This is a genomic window from Paractinoplanes abujensis (assembly GCF_014204895.1).
Lineage (GTDB): Bacteria > Actinomycetota > Actinomycetes > Mycobacteriales > Micromonosporaceae > Actinoplanes > Actinoplanes abujensis.
In genome coordinates this window covers 4835123-4861670 of sequence record NZ_JACHMF010000001.1, presented here as the reverse complement: position 1 = coordinate 4861670, position 26548 = coordinate 4835123, and the positions used below count along the sequence as shown (strand labels likewise).

Sequence of the window (26548 nt, the reverse complement as noted above, 5' to 3'; positions counted from 1 at the left end):
CGTGAACCTCGCCGCGATCCCGAGTCCGACAACGTCTGTCTGGCACGTGCTCGGCCTGCCCGTGCGGGCGTATGCGATCTGCATCGTCCTGGGCATCGTCGCGTCCTGCCTGATCATGGAATATCGGCTGCGCAGCCGGGGCGTGGCCCGCTGGGCCTCGCTCGACATCGCGGTGTGGGCGGTGCCGTTCGGCATCGTCGGCGCCCGGATCTATCACCTGATCACCTCGCCGCAGGACTACTTCGGCGCCGGCGGTGACCCGATCCGCGCCTTCTACATCTGGGAGGGCGGCCTCGGCATCTGGGGCGCGGTGCTCGGCGGCGCCCTCGGCGCCTACCTGGGCGCTCGCCAGCTCGGCCTGCCGTTCGGCGTGGTGGCCGATTCGCTCGCGGTCGGCCTGCCGGTGGGCCAGGCGATCGGCCGGGTCGGCAACTGGTTCAACAACGAGCTCTACGGCAAGGAGACCACGCTGCCGTGGGGTCTCGAGGTCCACGACATGGACAGGTCGAATCCCGGGCACGCCACGGTGATCGACGGGCAGGCGGTCACGCTGCCCGACCTCTATCACCCGACGTTCCTGTACGAGCTGCTCTGGAACCTCGGCGTCGCGCTGCTGGTCTACCTGGCCGACAAGAAGTTCAAGTTCGGCCGCGGCCGGGCCTTCGCGCTCTACGTCATGGCGTACACGCTGGGCCGGGTCTGGATCGAGGCGCTGCGGGTCGACGAGGCCAACCACCTGTTCGGCATCCGGCTCAACGTGTTCACCTCGATCATTGTGTTCCTCGGCGCGCTGATCTACTTCCTGGTCGTGCGTGGACCCCGGGCGTACGTGGTGCCCGACGACGCGCCCGAGACCGCCCCCGAGCCCTCGGCCGCGAGCGACGTCTCTCAGGTCGACGTGACCGCGGCCGCCGGCTCGCGCGAGGCCACCCCCAAGGGCTATCAGGTGGTCAGCGAGGCGAGGTTCGAGGCCTACCGCCGTACGGGCATCCTGCCGCCCGACACCCCGCAGGACATGGCGGAGGAGATCGCCGCCGGCGGGCACCCGGTCGAGCGCGATCCGGCCGGCCCGGCCGGGGTCGAGGAAGCCGTGCTGGCCACGGGTGCGGCCGCCGGCGCCGGGCCGGACGGCGCCTCCGGCGGCGACGTCGAGCAAGAGTCTCGTAAAGACGACCGCTAGTGCGCACCGCCGTGGTGGTGGGCGCGGGCATGGCCGGGCTGGCCACCGCCGGCGGTCTCGCTCGCTGCGGCTGGCAGGTCGTGCTCCTCGAGCGCGGCGAGCGGATCGCCGCCCCGCCCACGGCCCTGGTGCTGTGGCCCAACGGCCGGCGCGCCCTGGAGTCGATCGATCCCGAGGGCGGCTGGTCGGCCATCGCGGCCCCGCTGCCCGACGGCGGGGTGCGCCGCCCCGACGGGCAGTGGCTGGTCGCCCCGCGCGGCGCGGGCGCCGGCCCGGCCCCGGCCGCGGTGCACCTGGAAGACCTGTACGACGCGCTCGTGGCCGGGCTGAACGACAACGTGCAGATCCGCACCGGCTTCGACGTCACCTCGGTGCGCACGGGCCCGCGGCAGCGCCCGGTCGTGAGCGACGGCCGCACCGAGATCGAGGCCGACCTCGTGGTCGCGGCCGACGGCATCGACAGCGCGGTCCGGCGGCTGCTCGCGCCCGAGGCGACCGCGGTCGGGTCCGGTTTCGCCGCGTGGCAGGCCGTGATCCCGGGCTTCCGGATGCCCCGGCTCCCGGCCGAGCAGGCCGCCGGGGGCGAGACGCTGGGCGCGGGCTTCCGGTTCGTGTCGATCCCGCTGGGCGAGCGGGCCGCGGGCCGGGGTGGCGTCTACTGGGTGGCCACGGCGGCCGGAGCGCCCCGTCCCGAGCCGCCCGCCACCCAGCTGGCCCTGTTGCGGCGGTGGTTCGCCGGTTGGCACGAGCCCGTGGGCGCGTTGCTGGCCGCGACCCACGCCGACGACCTGGTGCCGCAGGAGGTCCGCGAGCTGCGGCCGCTTCCCCGCGCGTACGGTTTCTCCTCCGGCCCGGGCGGTGTCGTGCTGCTCGGGGACGCCGCTCACGCCATGCCGCACCACCTCGGGCAGGGCGCCTGCCTCGCGTTCGAGGACGCGGCCACCCTGCAGTCGCTGGTAAAAGGCGCGGCGCCGGGCGTGGCCCTGTGCGCGGCCGTCGAGGAGTACGGCCGGCTGCGGCGCCCTCGCACGACGAGCGTCGTGCGGCAGGCCCGGCGCATGTCGGCGGTGGTGCAGGCCCGGGGCCGCCTGGCCCTGCGCGCTCGGGACGCCGCCCTGAGCCACATGCGTCCGCGCATGCCCGAGTGGTCGCCGCCGGAGTGACCCGGCGGGGGTCGCTGGGCCGAATACGTCGACCTGGGCCCGGTCGTGCGGGGCGGGGGCTCGCTGGTGGTCCGTGACCGCACCGCCCCGGTCACCGTCGGCCTCAAGCCGCTCCGGAACGAGTGGTACGGCTACAAGGGCGCCGGCGCGGCCGTCAACGGCACCGAACTCACCGCGAGGATCCCTCGTCGGCCTCCAGCGGTGGCCGCCTGACCGTCACCGGGAAGTCCGGGCAGCTGGCCCGCGTCTGCGACCTGGCCTCCTGCGAGGCGATGGACTGGCTCGACCCGGCCCGCGAGCTGAGGCTGCAGGCGCGTGCGGGCGCGAACGCGCCGTGGCGGACCGTCGCCACCACGAAGAGCCGCGCCGACGGCACGTATGCGTTCACCACCCCGTTCGCCGGGACCAGCGACTATCGGGTCATCGCCCCGCCGGTCGCGTGGGTCCCGAACGAAGAGGCCCTCGCGTACGCGGAGACGCCCGCCACGACCGTGCGCGGCGCGGCGGGCGGCGGCGGTCAGGGTGGTGGCGGCGGCCTGCCCGTTACCGGCGCCTCCGTGACACCGATCGCGATCGCCGGCGGCCTGCTCGTCCTGCTGGGTGTTCTCTTCGCCACTCTCGGCCGCCGCCGGCGCGACTCATAGCGGAGCGGCGGCGGGCTCGGCGATGCAGGCCGTGCCGATCCGGCGGAAGCCCACCTTGGTGTAGAGGCGGGCCACGTCGTCGTCGCCCGCCGACAGGAAGACCAGCGTGGCCCCCTCGGCCAGCGCGCGGCGGGCCAGCGCGGCGGTGAGCTGCGAGGCGTACCCGCGGCGGCGCGCCGACGGCAGGGTGGCCACGCCGGCCACCTCGGCCACGTCGCCCGAGCGCATCGCGGCGCCGGTGGCCAGCAGCCCGTCCGGCGAGTCGATCACGGCGGTGAAGTAGTCGCCCGACGCGCTGCGTTCCCGCTGGCTGGCCACGAGGGCGTCGCTGAGCCGGGTGGTGGCGGCATCCCGCTCGGCCGGCCCGGCCGGCGCGATCAGCAGCGAGCCCTGCAGCGGTGACGCGGGCCCGGCGGGGGCGCCGAAGCCGAGCTGGGCCACGGCCTGCGAGGCGGCCAGGTCGTCGGCGAACGCGGGGCCGTCGGGGTCGAGGAAGCGGACCGTGCCCCGGTCGACCGGCAGGTCGGGCACCAGCGCGGCCGGGTCGAGCACGAGCAGGGGCGCCAGCAGCACGTCCAGCCCGGCCGAGCGGGCCACCGCGAGCAGGTCGGGGGTGGTCTCGTGGACCCACTCGAACGACTCGGGGACGCCCAGCTCGCGCTGCCTCTGCCGGACCGCAGTAATATCGGCCGCGGACGGTGTGTCGGCCCCCGCGCGGGGCCGGGCATAGTAGGGCCAGCCCTCACCCTCGCGGACGAACAGCACAAGTCCGCCGATTTCCTCGGCTCGTGCGTAGGGTCGGGGGAGGGCGTCGTAAAAACGCTCGAGCCTGACGAAGACGTCGGTATCCTGTTGCGCCACCGCGCGAGACTACCCAACCGGAGCGGATGATCGGCCACCCGTTTATGCCGCGACGGGGGATTGGTCCCGCGGGAAGTGTGATCCATCCGAACTGGCGGAGATCGGTATCCCTTACCGTAGACTCTAGAGACTTTGCAGGGCCGACGTCGTCCCGACCTTGATCTGTAACACCAGCGACGACAGGAGGCCCGGTGGCATTTCCGCACCCCCAGGGGCTTTACGACCCCACTCAGGAGCGCGACGCCTGCGGTGTGGCCTTCGTGGCCGACCTCTACGGGCGACGCTCGCATGATGTGGTCGCCAAGGGTCTGTCGGCGCTGATCCGCCTCGACCACCGGGGCGCGCGTGGCGCCGAGTACAACACCGGCGACGGCGCCGGCATCATGATCGGAGTTCCGGACGAGTTCTACCGCGCGGTGGCCGGCTTCGAGCTGCCCGCCGCCGGTCACTACGTCACGGGCCTGGCCTTCGTGCCCACCGACGCCGATGAGCGTGCCCGAGCGATCAAGGTCTTCGAGAAGTACGCCCTGGTCGAGGGGGGCGACATCCTCGGCTGGCGGGACGTGCCGGTGCGGCCCGACGGGCTGGGCCAGACCGCCGAGGACGCCCGTCCCACGATCATCCAGGTCTTCCTGGCCGCGCACCGCCTCACCGACACCCCCGCCGGCCCGGCCGGCGAGCAGCTCAGCGGCATCGAACTGGACCGGGTGGCCTTCACCATCCGTAAGCAGGCCGAGCGGGAGTCGACGCAGCGTGGCGTCGGCATGTATTTCCCGTCGCTGTCCTCGCGCACGATCACCTACAAGGGCATGCTCACGCCCGACCAGCTGCCGGCGTTCTTCCCCGACCTGGTCGACGAGCGGGTGTCCAGCGCGATCGCGCTCGTCCACTCCCGCTTCGCGACGAACACCTTCCCGGCCTGGGCGCTGGCCCACCCGTATCGGTTCATCGCGCACAACGGCGAGATCAACACCATCCGCGGCAACAAGAACTGGATGGCCGCCCGCGAGGCGCTGCTCCAGTCGAAGGTGCTGCCGGGCAGCCTCAAGCGGCTGTTCCCGATCAACACGCCCGAGGCGTCCGACTCGGCCAGCTTCGACGAGGTGCTCGAGCTGCTGCATCTGTCCGGGCGCAGCCTGCCGCACGCGATGCTGATGATGATCCCCGAGGCGTGGGAGAACGACCCGGGCATGGAGCCGAAGCGGCGCGCGTTCTACCGCTTCCACGCCAGCCTGATGGAGCCGTGGGACGGCCCGGCCAGCGTCGCGTTCACCGACGGCGAGATCATCGGCGCCGTGCTCGACCGCAACGGCCTGCGTCCCGGCCGCTGGTGGCACACGTCGGACGGCCTGGTGGTGCTCGGCTCCGAGGCCGGCGTGCTCGACCTGGAGCCGTCGTCGGTGGTGGCCAAGGGCCGTCTCCAGCCCGGCAAGATGTTCCTGGTCGACACGGCCGCGGGCCGCATCGTGCACGACGACGAGATCAAGGCCGAGCTGGCCGCCGCCCAGCCGTACGACGAGTGGCTGCACGCCGGCCTGATCCACCTCGACGACCTGCCGCCGCGCGAGCACGTCATCTACACGCACGACTCGGTCACGCGCCGTCAGCAGGTGTTCGGCTACAGCGAGGAAGAGCTCAAGATCCTGATCGGGCCGATGGCCCGTACGGGTGCGGAGCCGCTCGGGTCGATGGGCACCGACACGCCGATCTCGCCGCTGTCGTCGCGCCCCCGGCTGCTGTTCGACTACTTCCACCAGCTCTTCGCGCAGGTGACCAACCCGCCGCTGGACGCCATCCGTGAGGAACTGGTGACCAGCCTGTCGACCACGATCGGGCCCGAGGCCAACCTGCTCGACCCGGGCCCGGCCTCCTGCCGCCAGATCGTCCTGCCCTATCCGGTGATCGACAACGACGAGCTGGCCAAGCTGCTCTCCATCGACGAGGACGGCGACCTGCCGGGCTTCAAGGCCGTACGGGTCTCGGGTCTCTATCCGCTGCGTGACGGCGCGGCCGGCATCAAGGCTCGCCTGACCCAGATCTGCCGGCACGTCTCCGAGGCGATCGAGGACGGCGTACGCATCCTCGTGCTGAGCGACCGCGACTCCAACGCCGACCTCGCGCCGATCCCGTCGCTGCTGCTCACCGCCGCGGTCCACCAGCACCTGGTCCGCGAGCAGACCCGGACGCAGGTGGCGCTGGTCGTCGAGTCGGGCGACTGCCGCGAGGTGCACCACGCCGCCGTGCTGATCGGCTACGGCGCCGCCGCGGTCAACCCGTACCTGGCCTTCGAGTCGGTCGACGACCTGATCGCGACCGGTTCGCTGGCCGGGCTCGACCCCAAGGTGGCGATCCGCAACTACGTCAAGGCGCTCGGCAAGGGCGTCCTGAAGATCATGTCGAAGATGGGCATCTCGACGGTGTCGTCGTACTGCGGCGCGCAGGTCTTCGAGGCGGTCGGTCTCGACAACCGGCTGCTGCAGCGCTACTTCGCCGGCACCAACGGGCGGATCGGCGGCTCCGGCCTGGCCGACATCCACGCCGAGGTCAAGGCGCGGCACGAGAAGGCGTACCCGGCCAACCCGGCCGAGCGCACGCACCGGCGGCTCGAGGTCGGCGGCGAATACCAGTGGCGCCGCGAGGGGGAGGTCCACCTCTTCAACCCCGAGACGGTGTTCCTGCTGCAGCACGCCACGCGGTCCAAGCAGTACGACGTCTTCCGCAAGTACACCGAGAAGGTGGACGGCCTGGCCGCCGAGGCCGGATCGCTGCGCGGGCTGTTCGAGTTCAAGAAGCGGACCCCGATCCCGATCGAGGAGGTCGAGCCCGCGTCCGACATCGTGAAGCGCTTCGCGACCGGTGCCATGTCGTACGGGTCGATCTCCGCGGAGTCGCACGAGACGCTCGCCATCGCGATGAACCGCCTCGGCGGCAAGTCCAACACCGGCGAGGGCGGCGAGGACGTGGAGCGCCTGCGCGACCCCGAGCGCCGCTCCTCGGTCAAGCAGATCGCCTCCGGCCGCTTCGGCGTCACCAGCGAATACCTGGTCAACGCGGACGACCTGCAGATCAAGATGGCGCAGGGCGCGAAGCCCGGCGAGGGCGGCCAGCTGCCCGGCAACAAGGTGTGGCCGTGGATCGCCAAGACCCGGCACGCCACCCCGGGCGTCGGCCTCATCTCGCCGCCGCCGCACCACGACATCTACTCCATCGAGGACCTGGCCCAGCTGGTCCACGACCTCAAGAACGTCAACCCGATGTCGCGGGTGCACGTCAAGCTGGTCAGCGAGATCGGCGTGGGCACGGTGGCCGCGGGTGTGGCCAAGCTCAAGGCCGACGTCATCCTGATCTCGGGGCACGACGGCGGCACCGGCGCCTCCCCGCTCAACTCGCTCAAGCACGCCGGCTCCCCGTGGGAGCTCGGCCTGGCCGAGGCCCAGCAGACGCTGCTGCTCAACAAGCTGCGCGACCGGGTCACCGTGCAGGTCGACGGTCAGCTCAAGACCGGCCGCGACGTGGTGGTGGCGGCGCTGCTGGGCGCCGAGGAGTTCGGCTTCGCGACCGCGCCGCTGATCGTCAGCGGCTGCATCATGATGCGCGTCTGCCACCTCGACACCTGCCCGGTCGGCATCGCCACGCAGAACCCGGTGCTGCGCGAGCGCTTCACCGGCAAGCCCGAGTTCGTCGAGAACTTCTTCCTGTTCCTCGCCGAGGAGGTCCGGGAGTACCTGGCCGAGCTGGGCTTCCGCAGCATCGACGAGGCGATCGGGCACGCCGAGGTGCTCGACGTGCGGCCCGCGGTCGACCACTGGAAGGGCAAGGGCCTCGACCTGTCGCCCGTCCTGTTCGTGCCCGAGCTGCCCGAGGGCACGGCCCGGCGCGGCATCGTCGCGCAGGACCACGAGCTGGAGAAGGCGCTCGACAACAAGCTGATCGAGCTGGCCGGTCCGGCCCTGACCGACGGCGCCCCGGTGCACGCCGAGGTGGCCATCCGCAACGACAACCGCAGTGTGGGCGCGATGCTGGGTGGCGAGGTGACCCGTCGCCACGGCGGGGCCGGGCTGCCCGACGACACCATCGCGTTCACCTTGCGCGGCACGGGCGGGCAGTCGTTCGGCGCCTTCCTGCCCCGCGGCGTGACCCTGCGGCTGATCGGCGACACCAACGACTACGTGGCCAAGGGCCTGTCCGGCGGCCGGGTCGTCGTGCGGCCCGACGAGAACGCGCCGTTCGTGGCCGAGGACAACATCATCGCGGGCAACACCATCCTGTACGGGGCGACCGCCGGTGAGCTGTTCCTGCGCGGCCGCGCGGGCGAGCGGTTCGCCGTCCGCAACTCGGGCGGCCAGGCCGTCGTCGAGGGCGTCGGCGACCACGGCTGCGAATACATGACGGGCGGCACAGTGGTCGTGCTCGGCCCGACCGGGCGCAACTTCGCGGCCGGCATGAGCGGCGGCAAGGCGTTCGTGCTCGACCTCGCGCCGACCCGGGTCAACCCGGAGCTGGTCGACCTGGCCCCGCTCACCGACGAGGAGCAGGACACCCTGCGCACGCTCGTCGAGAAGCACGCCGCCGAGACCGGTTCGGGCGTCGCCGAGCGGCTGCTCAAGGATTGGCCCGCGGCCGTCGAGCGGTTCACCGCAGTGGTGCCGCGCGACTACAAGCGCGTGATGGAACTGATCAGGACCGCCGAAGCCGCCGGTCGCAACGTCGACGAGGCAGTCATGGGGGTCAAGGGTGCCTGATCCGAACGGTTTTCTTCGCTACGAGCGGCAGCTGCCCAAGCGCCGCCCGGTCCCGGTCCGCATCCAGGACTGGCGGGAGGTCTATCCGCCCGCCGGTGAGGAGCTGATCCGCGACCAGGCCACCCGGTGCATGGACTGCGGCATCCCGTTCTGTCACGAGGGCTGCCCGCTGGGCAACCGCATCCCCGACTGGAACGATCTGGTGCGTACGGGGGCCTGGGAAGCGGCGGCCGAGGCGCTGCACGCGACGAACAACTTCCCGGAGTTCACCGGCCGGCTCTGCCCCGCGCCCTGCGAGGCGGCCTGCGTGCTCGGCATCGCCGACGACCCGGTCACCATCAAGCAGGTCGAGGTCGAGATCGCCAACCACGCGTTCGATCTGGGCTACGTGCGGCCGCAGCCGGCCCCGGCGGCCACGGGCAAGAAGGTGGCCGTGGTCGGTTCCGGCCCGGCCGGCCTGGCCGCGGCCCAGCAGCTGGCCCGTGCGGGGCACGCGGTGACGGTCTACGAGCGCGACGACCGGATCGGCGGCCTGCTCCGCTACGGCATTCCCGACTTCAAGATCGAGAAGGACGTGGTGGACGCGCGGCTGGCCCAGATGGCCGCCGAGGGCGTCGTCTTCGAGACCGGCGTCGAGGTCGGCGTCGACGTGACCGCCGACGACCTGCGCGACCGGTTCGACGCGGTGCTGCTGGCGGCGGGCGCGCTGGCCGGGCGGGACGCCGCCGAGACGCCGGGCCGTGGCCTCAACGGCGTGCACCTGGCCATGGAGCACCTGGTGCCGGCCAACCGCGTCGTGGCGGGCCTGCAGGACACCACCCCGGTCGACGCGGCGGGCAAGAACGTGGTCATCATCGGCGGCGGCGACACCGGTGCCGACAGCCTGGGCGTGGCCCACCGGCAGGGCGCGGCCAACGTGATCCAGCTCGACCAGTACCCGCTGCCCCCGTCGGTGCGGGCGGCCGAGCAGCACCCGTGGCCCACCTGGCCGGTCATCCTGCGCAACTACCCCGCGCACGAGGAGGGCGGCGAGCGCGTCTTCGGCGTGGCCGTGCAGGAGTTCGTGGACGACGGTCAGGGCAACGTCAAGGCCGTACGGGTGGCCGACGTGACGGTGGAGCGCATCGACGGCGTCCGCACCGTCACGGTGGCCGAGGGCTCGGAGCGCGACCTCCCGGCCGACCTGGTGCTGCTGGCGATCGGCTTCGAGGGCACCGAGAAGCAGCCGCTGCTGGAGCAGTTCGGCATCGAGCGCAACCGGCGCGGCGTGCTCGACGCCGACCAGACGTGGCAGACGTCGGCCCCCGGTGTCTTCGTGGCGGGCGACATGCACCGCGGCGCCTCGCTGATCGTCTGGGCGATCGCCGAGGGCCGCTCGGCCGCCGCCGCGATCCACGACTACTTGGGCGCCGCGGGTGAACTGCCTGCTCCAGTGACCGCTTCGGCCCAGCCGATCGGCGTCTGACGGGTTTTGTGCGGACGGGCTCACCTTCGGGTGAGCCCGTTCGTCGTTGCGGTGCGGGCATGCCGATAAGCTGAGGGCGCGGTCGTCGAAGCCCGCCAGTTTTGCACGGTGTCGCGCGCCGGGTCCCTGAGGAGAGGCCCAGGCAGCCCGCCGTCGCCCGACAGACGCAGTTCACCCCGCGTACGGGGGTCGGCCGCCAGGCCGATGAGGAAGGAAGACTAGCCTGATGGCCGTGACACGCCGCGTAAAGATCGTCTGCACCATGGGGCCCGCGACCGCCTCGCCCGAGCGCATGCTCGGTCTTGTCGAGGCCGGCATGGACGTGGCCCGCATGAACTTCAGCCACGGCAGCCACGAGGACCACCAGAAGGTGTACGACCTCGTGCGCAGCTCCAGCGAGCAGGCCGACCGGGCCGTCGCGGTCCTGGCCGACCTGCAGGGCCCCAAGATCCGGCTGGGCAAGTTCGCCGACGGCCCGCACGTCTGGAACACCGGCGACCTGGTCACCATCACCAGCGAGGACATCCTCGGCACCAAGGACCGGGTCTCCTGCACCTACACCAAGCTGCCGCTGGAGGTGAAGCCCGGCGACCGCCTGCTCATCGACGACGGCAAGGTCGCCGTCGAGGTCACCGCGGTCGACGATCACACCGACATCCGCTGCCTGGTCGTCGAGGGCGGCCCGGTCAGCAACAACAAGGGTGTCTCGCTGCCCAACGTCGCCGTCAGCGTCCCCGCGCTCAGCGACAAGGACGCGGAGGACCTGCGCTTCGCCCTCGGCCTCGGTGTCGACCTGGTCGCGCTCTCCTTCGTGCGCTCGCCCGACGACATCAAGCTGGTCCACGAGATCATGGCCGAGGAGGGGCGCACCGTCCCGGTCATCGCCAAGGTCGAGAAGCCCGAGGCGGTCGAGCACCTCGAGGCCATCGTCCTCGCGTTCGACGGCGTCATGGTGGCCCGCGGCGACCTGGGTGTGGAACTCCCGCTCGACCAGGTGCCGCTGGTGCAGAAGCGGGCCGTGCAGCTCTGCCGCGAGAACGCCAAGCCGGTCATCGTGGCCACCCAGATGCTCGACTCGATGATCGAGAATTCGCGCCCGACCCGCGCCGAGGCCTCCGACGTGGCCAACGCCGTGCTCGACGGCACCGACGCCGTGATGCTCTCCGGCGAGACCTCGGTCGGCAAGTACCCCGTGCTCACCGTGAGCACGATGGCCAAGATCGTCAGCACCACCGAGGCCGGCTCGATCCCGGTCCCGCGGCTGCAGCACGACCCGCGCACCCACGGCGGCGCGCTCACCGTCGCGGCGTCGCAGATCGCCCGCAACATCGGGGCCAAGGCGCTGGTCGCGTTCTCGCAGACCGGTGACACGGTTCGCCGCCTGGCCCGCCTGCACTGCGAGCTCCCGCTGTTCGCCTTCACCCCGACCCCCGAGGTGCGCGACCAGCTGGCGCTGAGCTGGGGCGTCGAGACGTTCCTGACCGACATGGTGCAGCACACCGACGACATGTTCCGGCAGGTCGACGCCAAGATGCTCGGTCTCGGGCTGGCCAAGCCGGGCGACTACGTGGTCGTCGTGGCCGGCTCCCCGCCGAACGCGCCCGGCTCCACCAACACCCTGCGCGTGCACCGGCTGGGCGACCTCACCGATCCGAACAAGCTGTGACGCAACCGCTCAGCGGACAGGCCGCCGTCGACCAGCTGCTCGAGGTGCTCGACCTCAAGCAGCTGGAGGCGGCGACCTTCGTGGGCGAGAGCCCGCAGACCGGCGCCCAGCGCGTGTTCGGCGGCCAGGTCGCCGGGCAGGCCCTGGTCGCCGCGGGCCGCACGGTCGATCCGGAGCGGTTCGTCCACTCGCTGCACGGCTATTTCGTGCGCCCGGGCGACCCGACCGAGCCCATCCGGTTCACCGTCGAGACGATCCGGGACGGGCGCTCGTTCTCGGTGCGCCGCTCCACGGCCCAGCAGCACGGCAAGACCATCTTCTTCATGTCGGCCTCGTTCCAGGTGCTCGAGGAGGGTCTCGACCACCACACCGCCGCCCCCGAAGGGGTGCCCGGGCCCGACGAGGTGCAGACGATGGCCGACTGGGTGCGCAGATACCCCAGCCGCCGGGGTGCCTTCGCGGCGGCGCCCCGCGCCGTCGACGTGCGCTACGTCAACGACCCCGGCTGGGTGCCGCCCGGTGACCGCAACGCCAGCGAGCAGCAGCGCGTCTGGATGCGCGTCGACGGCAAGCTGCCGGACGACCCGCTGATCCACGCCTGCGCCCTGACCTACGCGTCCGACCTGTCGCTGCTGGACTCGGTGCTCTCGGTCCACGGCGAGGTCTGGGGTCCGGGCGGGGTCATCGGGGCCAGCCTCGACCACGCGCTCTGGTTCCACCGCCCGTTCCGGGCCGACGAATGGTTCCTCTACGACTGCGCCAGCCCGTCCGCCAGCGGCAGCCGCGGCCTGGCCAACGGCCGGATGTACACCCAGGACGGCCGGCACATCGCGAGCGCCGTCCAGGAGGGCCTGCTGCGCCGGGTGGGCGAGCGCAAGTAGACAGGAGCCCCGCCGGTGGGGATCCCGGCCCGGCGACTGACCGACTGCGGATCCCGCCCGGCGGGGCTGGGGAGACTAAAGCTTCTCCACCTGTTCCATCCCGGCGTCGGCGCGATGCCGGGCCGGCGGCTGCGGCTGAGCCTCGTAGTCGTTCATCCCCGCGGCGTATCCGGTCATCCCGGCCTCCCGTTCCGGCGTCAGCCGCAGCACGTCGTGCCGGGCCGCGGCCACCTCACGCAGCCGCAACGCCGTGACCAGGTCGGCGATGGCCCGCAGCACACCGAGCGCGCCGAGGGTGACGATCACCGGGTCGGCCGTACGGGCAAAAGGGCTCGCGGCGTAGAAACCGAGCCCGGCCTGCAGCGCCCCGACCACCACCATCAGGCCCCACGTGCGGTCGGTGCCCCGGTTCATGGTGGCCACGGCGATGTCGACCGCACCCCGGACCATCAGGAACCACCCGATCAGCGAGGCCGGGGTCGTGTACGTCGAGTCCCGGTCCAGCAGCACGACGACTCCGGTGCCCACGAACAGCACGGCCATCGCCGCGTTGACCCACCACGTCTTCGTGCCGGCCAGCGCGCGGACGATCTCGCACAGGGCCCCGAAGAAGATGACCGGGCCGGTCACACCCACGATGTCGGCCGGTTCCAGCCGCAGCACGCTCCACCCCACGGCCAGCCAGGCCACGCCGGCGAACAGCAGAAACCCCCACATGCTCTCGCGCATCACGGAGAGGGGCGAGGAACCGGACCACAGCATCAGGCCTCCAGGAAAGTGTCCCTGCCATGACAACATCCGGCAGACGCTCGAACGGGAGGTTCGCGCAGATTCACAGCGGGGTACAAGACGGGCCGCCCCCACCCCCGGAGAGCCCGTGCCCGACGAGGAACTCGCAGCCGCTCTGCGCGCCGCCCAAGACGGCGACGCGCGGGGGTTCGCCACGCTCTGGCGCGCCCTGCACCCCAACGTGCTGCGGTATCTGCGCGTCCTGGCGGGCGAGCACGCCGAGGACGCCGCCAGCGAGACGTGGCTGCACGTGATCCGCGACCTGCACCGCTTCAGCGGGGATCTGGGCGCCTTCCGGGGCTGGCTCTTCCGCATCGCCCGGCACCGCGGCATCGACGAGAAAAGGCGTTCCTCCCGTACGAGGGAGACCGCCGAACCCCGTACGGAAAGCGCACCGGACGCCGCCGCCGCAGCGGCCGAGGGCGCCTCCACGGCCTGGGCCATCGGCATGATCGCGAACCTGCCGCCGGACCAGGCGGAGGCCGTGATGCTGCGCGTGGTGGCCGGGCTCGACGTCGCCACCACTGCCGACATCCTCGGCAAGAAGCCGGGGGCCGTCCGCATCGCCACCATGCGGGGGCTGCGCCGCCTGGCCACCCACCCGCAGATCCGCACCCGGCAGGGGGTGTAACGCCATGCACTCCTTGCGCGCTCTCCTCCGTGCACTGCGTACGCGCCGGCGCTCGCGCATCGACCGCGGCCGGGCCGACATGATCGCCGCCACGCACCCGCCCGGCGACGATCACCCCGGCCTGGCTGCCCTTCTCGAGGCGGCCCGCGCCCCCGGGACACCGGAGGAGCTGGCCGGTGAGAAGGAGATGGTGGCTGCCTTCACCGCGCATCGCAAACGTGCTGCCCGCAGCGTCCGACGCCGCCGAACGGCGAGTTTCCGGGCCGCTCTCGTGCCCGTCACGACCGGCCTGGCTCTCCTGATACTCGCCGGGACCGCCGTCGCCGCCCGCACCGGCAACCTCCCCGTGGAGGCCCAGCAGCACGCGCATCGCCTGTTCTCGGCGCTGGGCGTACCTGCGCCGGGAACAGGCTCCCCCCAGCCGTCCTCCTCCACCCGGCCCTCGCCCCGTCCGTCGCTCGACGTCACCGCGCTCAGCTGGTGCGAGGCGTGGCGGGGGACCCCCGAGCGGTCGCTCAGCCGCGAGGACCGGCGCAAGCTGACGGACGCGGCCGGTGGCGAGGACGACATCGCCAAGTACTGCGAGAAGCTGCACCCGTCCGCCTCGCCGTCGCCCTCCGCCACGCCGAGCGGGCCCGCGAGCCCGTCCACGACCGGCACGCCGTCGGCGCCGGCCACTTCCTCGACGCCGTCGGAAACGCCTTCGGAGACCGAGCCGCCGCCGACCCCTGGAAGTGACCCATCCCTCAGCACGGATCGTGACTGAACCTCGCTTTTTCGATCACCGTTACCGAGCGCATGGGATCGACCTGCCCGATCATCACTCGATCGGGTGGGCTGACGGTCAAGGTTCTTCTGCGGGATGAAAGCCCACCCTCGCACTTTGCCTTCGATTGTTCTGCTCGGGCGGCGCGGGGCCTAACAATGCAATGTTCAGAGCTTTTGCCGAGGGCGCACGGATTTCGCGGCGTGAAACATCATGGGCATCCTGCGGAAATGTGCCGTCAGCACAGTAAGGAAAGACGTTCGGTTGGTGCCGGGGACGGGAGTCGAACCCGCATGCCCTCTCGAGCAAATCATTTTGAGTGACCCGTGTATGCCATTCCACCACCCCGGCGGGCCGGGATCCCGCGAGACAAGGTCACGCTGATCCAAGCAGGGGACAGCGTACCCACTAGGCTTAGGGCGGCGACACCCGCATACCGGGGTGTCGCGACTTCAGGGACGTTGGGGGTAGGGGTTCGTGGCCGACTCGCAGGCTGGTGCCGAGCGCAAGCGGGTGTTGATCGCCGAGGACGAGGCGCTCATCCGACTCGACCTGGCCGAGATGCTCGTCGAGGAGGGCTACGACGTCGTCGGTGAGGCCGGTGACGGCGAGACCGCCGTCCGCCTGGCCGAGGAGTTGCGTCCTGACCTCGTCATTCTTGACATCAAGATGCCGATCATGGACGGTCTGGCGGCTGCCGAGCGGATCGCCGGGGGCCGGATCGCTCCTGTCGTCATTCTGACTGCGTTCAGCCAGCGCGACCTCGTCGAGCGGGCCCGCGCGGCCGGCGCGATGGCCTATCTGGTCAAGCCGTTCCAGAAGTCGGACCTCGTGCCCGCGATCGAGATCGCCCTCTCGCGGTACTCCGAGATCGCCGTTCTCGAGTCCGAGGTGGCCGGGCTGACCGACCGTCTGGAGACCCGCAAGTCGGTCGAGCGGGCCAAGGGCGAGCTGATGACCAAATACCAGATGACCGAACCGCAGGCGTTCAAGTGGATTCAACGCACCGCGATGGACCACCGCATGACCATGCGTGAAGTCGCCGACCGGATCCTGGCCGAGGGTCAGGAAGCCGACGGCGCTCAACCCGCCAATAGTTGATCAAGTTCCGCCCTTGGTTGTAACACCACCTCCGGCCTGCGGGTCAACGGACGTAACGGTTCGGTGAAAGCCCGAGTGAACTCTTTCAGCAGGCCATGAACCTGGGATAACGTCCCGCCCCATAACGGGGCACGGATGGTCGTGAGCACGCGCAAGTGCCAATCGACCGGCAGTGGCTCGGTGGGTTCGTATGGAGGAGGGTTCCAACCTTGAGGCAGGTTCTCGCACGAGCCATCGGCGGGGTGGCCATCATCGGGCTCATCGCCGGTGCTGCTGCTTGTAACAGCGGATCGAGCAGCGACGACACCGCGAGCGAGGGGAACTGCGGCTACAAGCTCGCGTTCTTCGGCGCTCTGACCGGCTCGGCCGCCAACCTCGGTGTGAACATCGAGCAGGGCTTCGAGCTGGCTATCGACCAGTACAACAAGGCCAAGGGTTCGACGTGTATCGAGGTCGCGAAGTTCGACTCCCAGGGTGAGGCCTCGGTCGCGCCCGGTGTCGCTCGCAGCCTGGTCGCGGACAAGAAGATCCTCGGCATCGTCGGCCCGCCCTTCTCGGGCGAGTCCGAGGCCGCGGACCCGATCTTCGAGTCGGCCGGCATCCCGACCATCACGCCGTCCGCGACCCGCGTGTCGCTGGCGTCCAAGGGCTGGAAGGTGTTCCACCGCGCCGTCGCCAACGACGACGCGCAGGGCCCGGCCGCCGCGGCGTACATCAAGGACAACCTGAAGGCGCAGAAGGTCTTCGTGGCGGACGACCAGTCGGCGTACGGCGCCGGTCTGGCCGACGTGGTCAAGAAGACGCTCGGCTCGCTGGTCGTCTCGAGTGACAAGACCGAGGGCGACGGCAAGCAGGCCGACTTCTCGGCCCTGGTGCAGAAGGTCACCGCGAGCGGCGCAACCGCGCTGTTCTACGGCGGCTACTACACCAACGCCGGCATCATCCGCAAGCAGCTCACCGCTGCGGGCTGGAAGGGCACGCTGGTCGGCGGCGACGGCATGAAGGACCCGGGCCTGTCCAAGGCGTCGGGTGTCGCGGCCGCGGTCGGTACCGTGGTGACCTGCCCGTGCTCCCCGCCGGAGGCGGCGGGCGGCACCTTCGTCAACGACTACAAGGCGAAGTGGAACCAGGACGCCGGTACCTACTCCGACGTCGCGTTCGACGCCGCGAACATCTTCCTTCAGGGCATCGACGCGGGTAACAACACCCCGCAGAAGCTCAACGACTTCCTGAAGACGGTGAACTACAAGGGCATCGCGAACACCTACAAGTTCACCGAGACCGGTGAGCTCGACCCCAGCCTGATCAAGGTGTGGGCGTTCAAGTTCGACAGCTCTGGCGACTCCAAGGCCGACGTGGAGATCAAGACCTCCTGATCGGTCAGCGCTAACTCTCTGTAGGGCCGGTGCGGCCGGATGATCTCCGGCCGCACCGACCTCGTCGTTTTGGAGCCCCTCTGTGGATTTTTCCGGTCTGATCGATAATTTCGGGCCGCTCACCGTGACGGGTCTGGCCCAGGGCGCGATCATCGCGTTGTTCGCCCTGGGCTACACATTGGTCTACGGCGTGTTGCGGCTCATCAACTTCGCGCACTCCGAGGTCTTCCTCCTCGGCACGTACGCTTGCTTGTTCGCCTGGGGCCTGTTCGGCCTCGACCAGAACTCGGCCACCCCGGCGGTCGGCCCGATGCTCCTCTACATGGTGGTCGGCCTGATCGCGGCGATCATCATCTCGGGCGCGACCGCGCTCACCGTGGAGTTCGTCGCCTACCGGCCGCTGCGCCGGCGCAACGCGCCGCCGCTGGCCTTCCTGATCACCGCCATCGGCGCCTCGTTGTTCATCTCCGAGGTCGTCGGCGTGCTGACGCGGCGCAATCAGACGGGCGTGCCGCCGATCATCCAGGCCAAGCCGGTCTTCACCATCGGCAACACCACGGTCACGAACCTCCAGATCCTCATCATCGTGCTGGCGCTGGTGATGATGTTCCTGCTGGATCGTTTCATCAACGGGTCGCGGCTGGGCCGGGGCGTTCGCGCGGTGGCGCAGAACCCCGACAGCGCCGCCCTCATGGGTGTCAACAAGTCGCGGGTCATCGCGCTGGTGTTCCTGCTGGGCGGTCTGATGGCGGGCATCGCCGCCGTCATGTACGACCTCAAGATCGGTGTCACGCGGTACGACGCCGGGTTCCTGCTGGGCATCGACGCCTTCGCGGCGGCGGTTCTCGGCGGCATCGGCAACCTGCGCGGCGCGCTGCTGGGCGGCCTGCTCCTCGGTGTCCTGCAGAACTACGCGGCCGGATTGTTCGGTTCGCAGTGGCTGCACGCGGCGTCGTTCGTGTTGCTTGTGGTCATCCTGCTGTTCCGGCCGACCGGTCTGCTGGGTGAGTCGCTGGGAAGGGCAAGAGCATGAGCGAGAAGGCGTCTTTCCGCTCGAACGGCGGGGTCCGGGGCTGGCTGGGCCGGCAGCCGGCGTATGTGCGCTGGCTGATCATTCTGCTCGCGGCCGTGGCGGCATACCTGCTGCCGTACGTGGGCGACGTCCCGGTGATCGGGCCGCAGATCGTCACCGAGGGCATCGACTGGCCGTCGGCGCTGTTCAACATGAGCTACTACGTGCTGCTGGCCCTGGGCCTGAACGTGGTGGTCGGCTACGCGGGCCTGCTCGACCTGGGCTACGTCGGCTTCTTCGCCGTCGGCGCCTACGGCACGGCCCTGCTCACCTCGCCCGACTCGATCCTCTACGAGGACACGGGCTGGAAGTGGCTCATGGCAGTACCCGCGGCACTGGTCCTCACCATGATCGCGGGCGTGCTCCTGGGCTGGCCGACGCTGCGGTTGCGCGGTGACTATCTCGCCATCGTGACGCTGGGCTTCGCCGAGATCATCCGCATCGTGGCCACGTCGACCACGACCCTGCGCGGCGACCGCGGCTTCGCGAGCATCCCGCACCCGCCGGGCTCCTGGGGCGGCGAGCCGATCTTCGGAGTGACCGACGCGGTGCCGTACTTCTGGCTCGGCCTGACCGTCATCATCCTGGTCATCCTGGGTGTGCGGAACCTGGACCGGAGCCGGGTCGGCCGTTCGTGGCTGGCCATCCGCGAGGACGAGGAAGCCGCCGAGGTCATGGGCGTGCGCACGTTCAAGTACAAGCTGTGGGCGTTCGCCATCGGCGCGTTCATCGGTGGTCTGGGCGGCGTGCTGTTCGCCGGCGAGCAGAGCTTCATCAACTCGCAGACGTTCGTGCTCCAGTTCTCCATTTTGGTGCTGGCGGGCGTGGTCATGGGTGGCTCCGGCAACATGGCCGGCGCGATCCTGGGCGGCGTGCTGATCTCGTACATCCCCGACCGGCTGCGCGGCCTCTCGGTCGGCGACACCGACCTGTACGAGTACCGGTTCGCGATGTTCGGCGCGGTGATCATCCTGATCATGGTGCTGCGGCCGCAGGGCCTGATCCCCAGCCGCCGCCGCGCGATGGAGCTCAAGGACCGCGAGAAGGAGGTGGCTCCGCAATGACCGAGCCGCATCAGGAAACGCCGGAGGAGCTCGACCGGCAGAACGCGCGTCCGGTCGACCAGGCTGCCCCCACGGGTCAGTCGCACGCAGAGCCCAACCCTTCCCCCGTACGGGGTGAGGAGGTTCTGCTCGAGGTGGACCACGTGACGCTGCGCTTCGGCGGTGTCGTCGCTCTCAACGACGTCAGCTTCTCGCTGCGCAAGGGCGAGATCTTCGGGCTCATCGGGCCCAACGGCGCCGGCAAGACCACCTGCTTCAACGCGATGACCGGCGTCTACCGGCCGACCGAGGGAGCCATCCGCTTCCAGGGCGAGTCGATCGTCGGCAAGAAGAAGCACGAGATCACCCGGGGCGGCATCGCCCGTACGTTCCAGAACGTGCGGCTGTTCCCCGAGATGACGGCGCTCGAGAACGTCATGGTGGGCGCGGACGCGCACCACAAGACGAGCGTGATCAGCGCGCTGTTCCGCCTGCCGCGGTTCTGGCGGGAGGAGAAGTCGGGCCGCGAACGCTCGCTGGAGCTGCTGCGCTTCGTCGGGATCGCGCACCGGGCGGGCGACGTCAGCCGTAACCTCTCCTACGGCGAGCAGCGCCGCCTGGAGATCGCGCGGGCGCTGGCCACCAACCCGACCCTGCTCTGCCTGGACGAGCCGGCTGCCGGCTTCAACCCGGCCGAGAAGGAGGAGTTGCTCCAGCTCATCCGCCGGATCCGTGACACCGGGGTGACGGTGCTGCTCATCGAGCACGACATGCGCCTGGTCATGGGCGTCACCGATCGGATCGTCGTGCTGGAGTTCGGCAAGAAGATCGCCGAGGGGACACCCGCCGAGGTGCGGGACAACCCCGCGGTCATCGCCGCCTACCTGGGGGTGCCCACCGATGCTGCTTGAGATCGACAACGTGACGCTGGCCTACGGGCGCATCCAGGCCCTGCACGGCATCAGCCTCACCGTCGGGCAGGGCGAGGTCGTGGCGCTGATCGGGGCCAACGGCGCCGGCAAGTCGACCACGATGCGGGCCATCTCGGGCCTGCGGCCGGTGTCCCAGGGCACGATCAAGTTCGACGGCGAGGACATCACCAAGCTGCGGGCCGACCTGCGGGTGATCCGCGGCGTCTCGCAGTCACCCGAGGGCCGGGGCATCTTCCCGGGCATGACGGTGCGGGAAAACCTCGAGATGGGCGCCTACACCCGCAAGAACCGCTCGGAGATCGACGAGGACCTGCAGCGTGCCTTCACCCTGTTCCCGCGGCTCAAGGAGCGCGAGAAGCAGGCCGGCGGCACGCTCTCCGGCGGTGAGCAGCAGATGCTGGCGGTGGGCCGGGCCCTGATGAGCCGGCCCAAGCTGCTGCTGCTCGACGAGCCGTCGATGGGCCTGGCGCCGATGCTGATCCAGCAGATCTTCGACATCATCGTGGAGATCAACCAGCAGGGCACGACAGTGCTGCTGGTGGAACAAAACGCCCAGCAGGCCCTGTCCCGGGCCCACCGCGCGTACGTTCTGGAGACCGGGCGGATCGTGAAGGAGGGCACCGGCAGGGAGCTCCTCAACGATCCGGCGGTCAAGGACGCCTACCTGGGCGTTGCTTAAAAAGATCTCTCGCACATAGGAGTCATCATGTTGCGCACCACCCCCGGCCGCCGGGCGATCCTCGGCCTGGCCGCCGCGGCGGCGCTGACGCTGTCGATGGGCGCCTGCGGCTCGGAGTCGGAGGACTCCGGATCGAGCGGCGCCCCGGCGCCCAGCGCGTCCGCCGACACCACGCTCGCCGACAAGGTCCCGGCCGACATCAAGGCCACGGGCAAGCTGAGCATCGGCACCGACTCGTCGTACGCGCCGAACGAGTTCATCGACACCGACGGCAAGACGATCGTGGGCTTCGACGTCGACCTGTTCAACGCGGTCGCGCAGAAGCTCAACCTGAAGACCGAGTGGACCTCGGCCACGTTCGACAGCATCATCCCGGGCGTGAGCAGCGACAAGTACGCCGTCGGGGTCTCGTCGTTCACCATCAACGCGGACCGGCTGAAGGAGGTCAACATGGTCTCCTACTTCTCGGCGGGCACCCAGTGGGCCGCCAAGACCGGCGTGGCGATCAACCCGGACGACGCGTGCGGCAAGAAGATCGCCGTGCAGACCGCGACCGTCCAGGTGGAGGACCTGGAGGCCCGGTCCAAGAAGTGCACCGACGCGGGCAAGGCCAAGATCACGATCGACCAGTACCAGAAGCAGTCGGACGCCACCAACGCCGTGAACACCGGCAAGGACGAGGCCATGCTGGCCGACTCGCCGATCGTGGCGTACGCGGTGAAGCAGACCGGCGGCTCGCTCGCGCTGGTCGGCGACATCTACGACTCGGCCCCGTACGGCTACGTCGTGGCCAAGGACCAGGAGGCGTTCGCCGGCGTGATCGGCGAGGCCGTGCAGGCCCTGATCGCCGACGGCACGTACAAGCAGATCCTCGACAAGTGGGGCGTCACCGCGGGTGCCATCACCACGCCCGAAGTGAACCCCTCGGTCTGATCCGCTAGATGAGCGAGCAGTCCACCACCGAACGGGCACGGCCTGAAGCGATCAAGGCCGTGCCCGTGCGGCACCCCGTACGGTGGGTGTCGATCGCCGTCATCGCGGTGCTCGTCGCGATGTTCGTGCACCTGCTGCTGACCAACGACAACTTCCGCTGGTCCTACATCTTCGTCAGCTACGAAGAGGGCAAGCGCGGGGTCATGTTCACCGGCCCCGTCCTCGAGGGTCTGCGCGGCACGATCCTGCTGACCATCACCTCGATGGCGATCGGCATCGGGCTCGGCACCCTCCTGGCCGTCATGCGGCTGTCACCGAACCGGATCCTGTCGTCGGTGGCGTTCGTCTACACCTGGTTCTTCCGGGCGGTGCCCCGGCTGATCCTGGCCATCCTCTTCGGCAACCTGAACATCCTGTGGAGCCGGATCGGCTTCGGTCTGCCGTTCGACCAGCAGATCGGCGAGCTGTTCGGCATCGACAACTTCAACGGCCAGTTCTACAGCATCCGGGCCGTCGACCTGCTCGCCGGATTCGTGGCGGGCATGCTGGCCCTGGGCCTGTCCGAGGCCGCCTACATGGCCGAGATCGTCCGGGCCGGCCTGCAGTCGGTCGACACCGGGCAGAGCGAGGCCGCGGTCGCCCTGGGCATGAGCCGCTTCCAGGTGCTGCGCCGCATCGTGCTGCCGCAGGCCATGCGGGTGATCGTGCCGCCCACCGGCAACGAGACCATCGCCATGGTCAAGGACACGTCGCTGGTGGCCTTCGTGCCGGTGGCGGGCGAGCTGTGGTTCCAGCTCAACAACATCTCGGCCCGCACCTTCGTGGTCTTCCCCGTGCTGGTGGCGGCCGTGATCTGGTATCTGATCATCTGCACCGTGCTGATGATCGGCCAGTACTACGTCGAGCGGCACTACGGCAAGGGGTACGGCGCCAGCGCCCGGGCCAAGCAGCGGCTGCGCAACATCGAGGTCGAGCAGGGCGGCCGGATCACCACCACCGGGGAGGCCCCATGACCGACAAGTCTTCGGACGTCGCCGCTCCCGAGCCGTCGGACGTCGCCGACGATGCCGTTCCCGGGCCCGAGATGGTGCGGGCCGACAACGTGCACAAGTCGTTCGGCGCGCTCGAGGTGCTCAAGGGCATCGACCTGGTCGTCCGGCCGGGTGAGGTGTGCTGCGTGCTGGGGCCCTCGGGGTCCGGCAAGTCGACGTTCCTGCGCTGCATCAACCACCTCGAAAAGATCAACGCCGGGCGGATCTTCGTCGACGGCGACCTGGTCGGCTATCGCGAGCGCGGCGGCAAGCTGCACGAGCTGAGCGAGAAGGACGTCGCCAAGCAGCGCCGGTCGATCGGCATGGTCTTCCAGCGCTTCAACCTGTTCCCGCACATGACGGTGCTCGACAACGTCATGGAGGCGCCCTGCCGGGTCAAGCGGGAGAGCAAGGCGGAGGTCCGCGAGCGGGCGACCGCCCTGCTCGAGCGGGTGGGCCTGAGCAGCAAGATCGCCAACTATCCGGGTCAGCTCTCCGGCGGCCAGCAGCAGCGGGTGGCCATCGCCCGGGCCCTGGCCATGCGGCCCAAGCTGATGCTCTTCGACGAGCCCACCAGCGCGCTCGACCCGGAGCTGGTGGGCGAGGTCCTCGACACGATGAAGGACCTGGCCGCCGACGGCATGACCATGATCGTGGTGACCCACGAGATCGGCTTCGCCCGCGAGGTGGGCGACAACCTGATCTTCATGGACGGCGGTGTGGTGGTGGAGCAGGGCGCGCCCCGCGCCGTCATCGCCAACCCGCAGCATGAGCGAACCAGGGCATTCCTCAGCAAGGTGCTCTAACCAGGCGGGGCGGTCCGGCTTCTTGTCGGACCCCCCGACTAGAGTTCCTGAACGTGAGCGACGACGCCCAGACTCCCCGTTTGCTGCTGCTCGACGGCCACTCCCTGGCCTACCGCGCGTTCCACGCGCTGCCCAAGGAGAACTTCAGCACGCAGACCGGGCAGCACACGAATGCCGTGTTCGGCTTCACCTCGATGCTGATCAACATGCTGCGCGACGAGAAGCCCACGCACATCGTGGTCGCGTTCGACGTCTCCCGCGTCTCCTTCCGCACGGAGCGCTACCCGGAATACAAGGCCGGCCGGTCGGCCACCCCCACCGAGTTCCAGGGCCAGGTCAGCCTGGTCAAGGAGATCCTCGACGCGCTGCGCATCCCCTACGTGGAGAAACCCGGCTTCGAGGCCGACGACGTCATCGCCACCCTGGCCACCCAGGCCCGCGCGGCCGGCATGGAGGTGCTCATCTCCTCCGGCGACCGCGACGCCCTGCAGCTGGTCGACGAGCACACCACGGTGCTCTACCCGAGCCGCGGCGTCTCCGAGGTCTGGCGCATGACGCCCGCGCTGGTCGAGGAGAAGCAGCTCGTCCCGCCCCACCTCTATCGCGACAAGGCCGCCCTGGTCGGCGAGACCAGCGACAACCTGATCGGCGTGCCCGGCGTCGGGCCCAAGACGGCGGCCAAGTGGATCACCGAGTTCGGCGGCATCGACGGCGTCGTGGCCAACGCCGACAAGATCAAGGGCAAGGCCGGCGACAACCTGCGCGCCCACCTGTCCTCGGTGATGCTGAATTACGAGCTCAACGCCCTGCGCACCGACCTCGAGCTGTCCGTCCGCCCCGAGGACGTGCGCTGGCACGGCTGGGATCGCGAGGCCGTGCACCAGGTGTTCGACGCGCTCGAGTTCCGGGTGCTGCGCGAGCGGCTCTATTCGTATCTCGACGCCGTCGAGCCCGAGGCCGAGGCGGGCTTCGACCTCGAGGGCCAGATCCTCACGGCCGGGCAGGTCGCCGGCTGGCTCGCGCAGCACGCCGCCGCGGCCCCGGTCGGCGTCGCCGTCACCGGCACGTTCGGCCGCGGCACGGGCGCGCTCACCGGTGTCGCCGTGTCCACCGGCGACGGGCCGGCCGCGTGGTTCGACCCGGCCGCCCTCGACGAGGCCGACGAGCGCGCGGTCGCCGAGTGGCTGGCCGACCCCGAGCGGCCCAAGGTGCTGCACGACGCCAAGCCGGCCACGCTGGCGTTCCGCGCCCACGGCTGGACGTTGGGCGGCGTCCGCGTCGACACCGCGCTGGCGGCCTATCTGGCCAAGCCCGACCAGCGGGCCTACGACCTGACCGACCTGGCCCTGCGCTACCTCAAGCGCGAGCTGCGGGTCGAGGAGCCCAGCACCGGCCAGCTCGACCTGCTCTCCGGCCTCGGCGGCGAGACCGACGGCGCCGCCGAGCAGAACGTGATGCTGCGCGCCCGGGCCACGCTCGACCTGGCCGACGTGCTCACCGAGGAACTGTCGCGCGACGGTGGCGAGTCGCAGAAACTGCTGATGGAGGTCGAGCAGCCGCTCTCCCAGGTGCTGGGCGAGATGGAACACCTGGGCATCGCGGCCGACACCGAATACCTCTCCGAGCTCGAGGCGCACTTCGCGGCCGAGGTGAAATCGGCTCAGCAGGCGGCGCACGAGGTGGTCGGGCGCGAGTTCAACCTGGGCTCGCCCAAGCAGCTGCAGCAAATCCTCTTCGACGAGCGCGGCCTGCCCAAGACCAAGCGGATCAAGTCGGGTTACACCACCGACGCCGACGCGCTGCAGAGCCTGTTCGCCCAGACCGGCGACCCGGTGCTCGAGCATCTGCTGCGGCACCGCGACGTGGCCAAGCTCAAGTCCACCGTCGACGGCCTGCTCAAGTCGGTCTCCGACGACGGGCGCATCCACACCACGTTCAACCAGACCGTCGCCGCCACCGGCCGGCTCTCGTCCACCGACCCCAACCTGCAAAACATCCCCATCCGTACGGAGGAGGGCCGCCGGATCCGGCGTGCGTTCGTCGTCGGCGAGGGCTTCGAGCAGCTGCTGACGGCCGACTACAGCCAGATCGAGATGCGCATCATGGCCCACCTGTCCGGCGACGAGGCGCTCATCGCGGCGTTCAACTCGGCGTTCGACTTCCACGCGGCCACCGCCTCGTCGGTGTTCCACGTGCCCGTCGAAGAGGTCGTGCCCGACCAGCGCCGCAAGATCAAGGCGATGAACTACGGCCTGGCCTACGGGCTGAGCGCGTTCGGCCTGTCCAACCAGCTCACCATCCCGACCGACGAGGCGCGCGGGCTGATGGACGAATACTTCGAGCGCTTCGGCGGCGTTCGCGACTACCTGCAGGCCGTCGTGCGCCGCGCCGTGCAGGACGGCTACACGGCCACGATCCTGGGCCGCCGGCGCTACCTGCCCGACCTGTCGAGCGACAACCGCCAGCGCCGCGAGATGGCCGAACGGATGGCGCTCAACGCCCCCATCCAGGGCTCCGCGGCCGACATCATCAAGATTGCGATGCTGCGGGTCGACAAGGCACTCAAGGAAACCGGTCTCAAGTCCCGCATGCTCCTGCAGGTGCACGACGAGCTGGTCTTCGACGTGGCCCCGGGCGAACGCGAGCCCCTGGAGGAGCTGGTGCGCCGCGAGATGGGCGGGGCCTACCCCCTCTCCGTGCCGCTGGAGGTCTCGGTCGGCTCCGGCCAGGACTGGAACGGCGCCGACCACTGACGCCCCGCTGACGGGCCGCTCGCCCCCGCGGGCG

The 26548-nt window shown here is 70.3% G+C and carries 21 protein-coding genes and 1 tRNA gene; 19 read left to right on the top strand and 3 right to left on the bottom strand.

Features of this window, described 5'->3' with window-relative positions; all coding sequences use genetic code 11:
• The first annotated feature begins 1 nt into the window (after position 1).
• The 3 genes from lgt (at position 2) to BKA14_RS21895 (ending at position 2987) form a co-directional block, all read left to right on the top strand.
• Complete coding sequence (gene lgt, locus BKA14_RS21905) at positions 2-1180, top strand: prolipoprotein diacylglyceryl transferase (protein ID WP_184952761.1); 1179 nt, start codon at positions 2-4, stop codon at positions 1178-1180.
• Entirely contained in the window at positions 1180-2343 is a 1164-nt protein-coding gene (locus BKA14_RS21900; protein WP_184952760.1) for an FAD-dependent oxidoreductase, read from the top strand. Before lgt ends, BKA14_RS21900 begins: the two co-directional genes overlap by 1 nt.
• Before the next feature lie 272 nt (positions 2344-2615).
• Positions 2616-2987: an LPXTG cell wall anchor domain-containing protein gene (locus BKA14_RS21895; RefSeq protein ID WP_184952759.1), complete on the top strand. Its 372-nt coding sequence runs from the start codon at positions 2616-2618 to the stop codon at positions 2985-2987.
• Here BKA14_RS21895 and BKA14_RS21890 read toward each other — a convergent pair.
• Entirely contained in the window at positions 2982-3848 is an 867-nt protein-coding gene (locus BKA14_RS21890; RefSeq protein WP_184952758.1) for a GNAT family N-acetyltransferase, read from the bottom strand. The genes BKA14_RS21895 and BKA14_RS21890 overlap by 6 nt on opposite strands.
• A 191-nt stretch (positions 3849-4039) precedes the next feature.
• Here BKA14_RS21890 and gltB point away from each other — a divergent pair, with 191 nt between their 5' ends.
• From gltB to BKA14_RS21870, 4 genes are all read left to right on the top strand, one after another.
• The gene (gltB, locus tag BKA14_RS21885; protein WP_184952757.1) at positions 4040-8590 is read left to right on the top strand and encodes a glutamate synthase large subunit; all 4551 of its coding nucleotides are present in this window, start codon (positions 4040-4042) and stop codon (positions 8588-8590) included.
• Positions 8583-10055, top strand: a complete 1473-nt coding sequence (locus BKA14_RS21880) for a glutamate synthase subunit beta (RefSeq protein ID WP_184952756.1) — start codon at positions 8583-8585, stop codon at positions 10053-10055. Before gltB ends, BKA14_RS21880 begins: the two co-directional genes overlap by 8 nt.
• Before the next feature lie 226 nt (positions 10056-10281).
• The gene (gene pyk, locus BKA14_RS21875) at positions 10282-11721 is read left to right on the top strand and encodes a pyruvate kinase (protein ID WP_184952755.1); all 1440 of its coding nucleotides are present in this window, start codon (positions 10282-10284) and stop codon (positions 11719-11721) included.
• On the top strand, positions 11718-12602 hold the full coding sequence (locus tag BKA14_RS21870; RefSeq protein ID WP_184952754.1) for an acyl-CoA thioesterase: 885 nt from the start codon (positions 11718-11720) through the stop codon (positions 12600-12602). The genes pyk and BKA14_RS21870 overlap by 4 nt, the downstream gene beginning before the upstream one ends.
• Before the next feature lie 75 nt (positions 12603-12677).
• Here BKA14_RS21870 and BKA14_RS21865 read toward each other — a convergent pair whose 3' ends face one another.
• Positions 12678-13364 (bottom strand): DUF308 domain-containing protein, encoded by a 687-nt coding sequence (locus BKA14_RS21865; RefSeq protein ID WP_184957300.1) that lies wholly within the window; start codon positions 13362-13364, stop codon positions 12678-12680.
• Between the two features lie 115 nt (positions 13365-13479).
• Between BKA14_RS21865 and BKA14_RS21860 the strand changes: the two genes are divergently transcribed.
• Positions 13480-14022: an RNA polymerase sigma factor gene (locus BKA14_RS21860; RefSeq protein WP_203722256.1), complete on the top strand. Its 543-nt coding sequence runs from the start codon at positions 13480-13482 to the stop codon at positions 14020-14022.
• Between the two features lie 4 nt (positions 14023-14026).
• Positions 14027-14788: a hypothetical protein gene (locus tag BKA14_RS21855; RefSeq protein ID WP_184952752.1), complete on the top strand. Its 762-nt coding sequence runs from the start codon at positions 14027-14029 to the stop codon at positions 14786-14788.
• Between the two features lie 265 nt (positions 14789-15053).
• Here the strand turns inward: BKA14_RS21855 and BKA14_RS21850 are convergent.
• A tRNA-Leu gene (locus tag BKA14_RS21850) sits at positions 15054-15139 on the bottom strand.
• A gap of 126 nt (positions 15140-15265) precedes the next feature.
• On the opposite strand from BKA14_RS21850, the gene BKA14_RS21845 reads away from it, so the two are divergent.
• The 10 genes from BKA14_RS21845 (at position 15266) to polA (ending at position 26514) form a co-directional block, all read left to right on the top strand.
• On the top strand, positions 15266-15889 hold the full coding sequence (locus tag BKA14_RS21845; protein ID WP_184952751.1) for an ANTAR domain-containing response regulator: 624 nt from the start codon (positions 15266-15268) through the stop codon (positions 15887-15889).
• 209 nt (positions 15890-16098) lie between these two features.
• On the top strand, positions 16099-17265 hold the full coding sequence (locus tag BKA14_RS21840) for a branched-chain amino acid ABC transporter substrate-binding protein (RefSeq protein ID WP_184952750.1): 1167 nt from the start codon (positions 16099-16101) through the stop codon (positions 17263-17265).
• 82 nt (positions 17266-17347) lie between these two features.
• Complete coding sequence (locus tag BKA14_RS21835) at positions 17348-18298, top strand: branched-chain amino acid ABC transporter permease (RefSeq protein ID WP_184952749.1); 951 nt, start codon at positions 17348-17350, stop codon at positions 18296-18298.
• Complete coding sequence (locus tag BKA14_RS21830) at positions 18295-19401, top strand: branched-chain amino acid ABC transporter permease (RefSeq protein ID WP_184952748.1); 1107 nt, start codon at positions 18295-18297, stop codon at positions 19399-19401. Before BKA14_RS21835 ends, BKA14_RS21830 begins: the two co-directional genes overlap by 4 nt.
• A complete protein-coding gene (locus BKA14_RS21825) occupies positions 19398-20291 on the top strand; it encodes an ABC transporter ATP-binding protein (protein ID WP_239092773.1) in 894 nt (297 codons plus the stop codon). The genes BKA14_RS21830 and BKA14_RS21825 overlap by 4 nt, the downstream gene beginning before the upstream one ends.
• A complete protein-coding gene (locus BKA14_RS21820) occupies positions 20281-20991 on the top strand; it encodes an ABC transporter ATP-binding protein (RefSeq protein WP_184952747.1) in 711 nt (236 codons plus the stop codon). The genes BKA14_RS21825 and BKA14_RS21820 overlap by 11 nt, the downstream gene beginning before the upstream one ends.
• A 27-nt stretch (positions 20992-21018) precedes the next feature.
• Complete coding sequence (locus tag BKA14_RS21815; protein WP_184952746.1) at positions 21019-21924, top strand: ABC transporter substrate-binding protein; 906 nt, start codon at positions 21019-21021, stop codon at positions 21922-21924.
• Positions 21925-21932: 8 nt separating this feature from the next.
• Complete coding sequence (locus BKA14_RS21810; RefSeq protein ID WP_184952745.1) at positions 21933-22937, top strand: amino acid ABC transporter permease; 1005 nt, start codon at positions 21933-21935, stop codon at positions 22935-22937.
• 71 nt (positions 22938-23008) lie between these two features.
• Entirely contained in the window at positions 23009-23761 is a 753-nt protein-coding gene (locus BKA14_RS21805; RefSeq protein WP_184956881.1) for an amino acid ABC transporter ATP-binding protein, read from the top strand.
• A gap of 53 nt (positions 23762-23814) precedes the next feature.
• Positions 23815-26514, top strand: coding sequence for a DNA polymerase I (gene polA / locus BKA14_RS21800; protein ID WP_184952744.1), 2700 nt, complete (start codon positions 23815-23817; stop codon positions 26512-26514).
• The last annotated feature ends 34 nt before the right edge of the window (positions 26515-26548 follow it).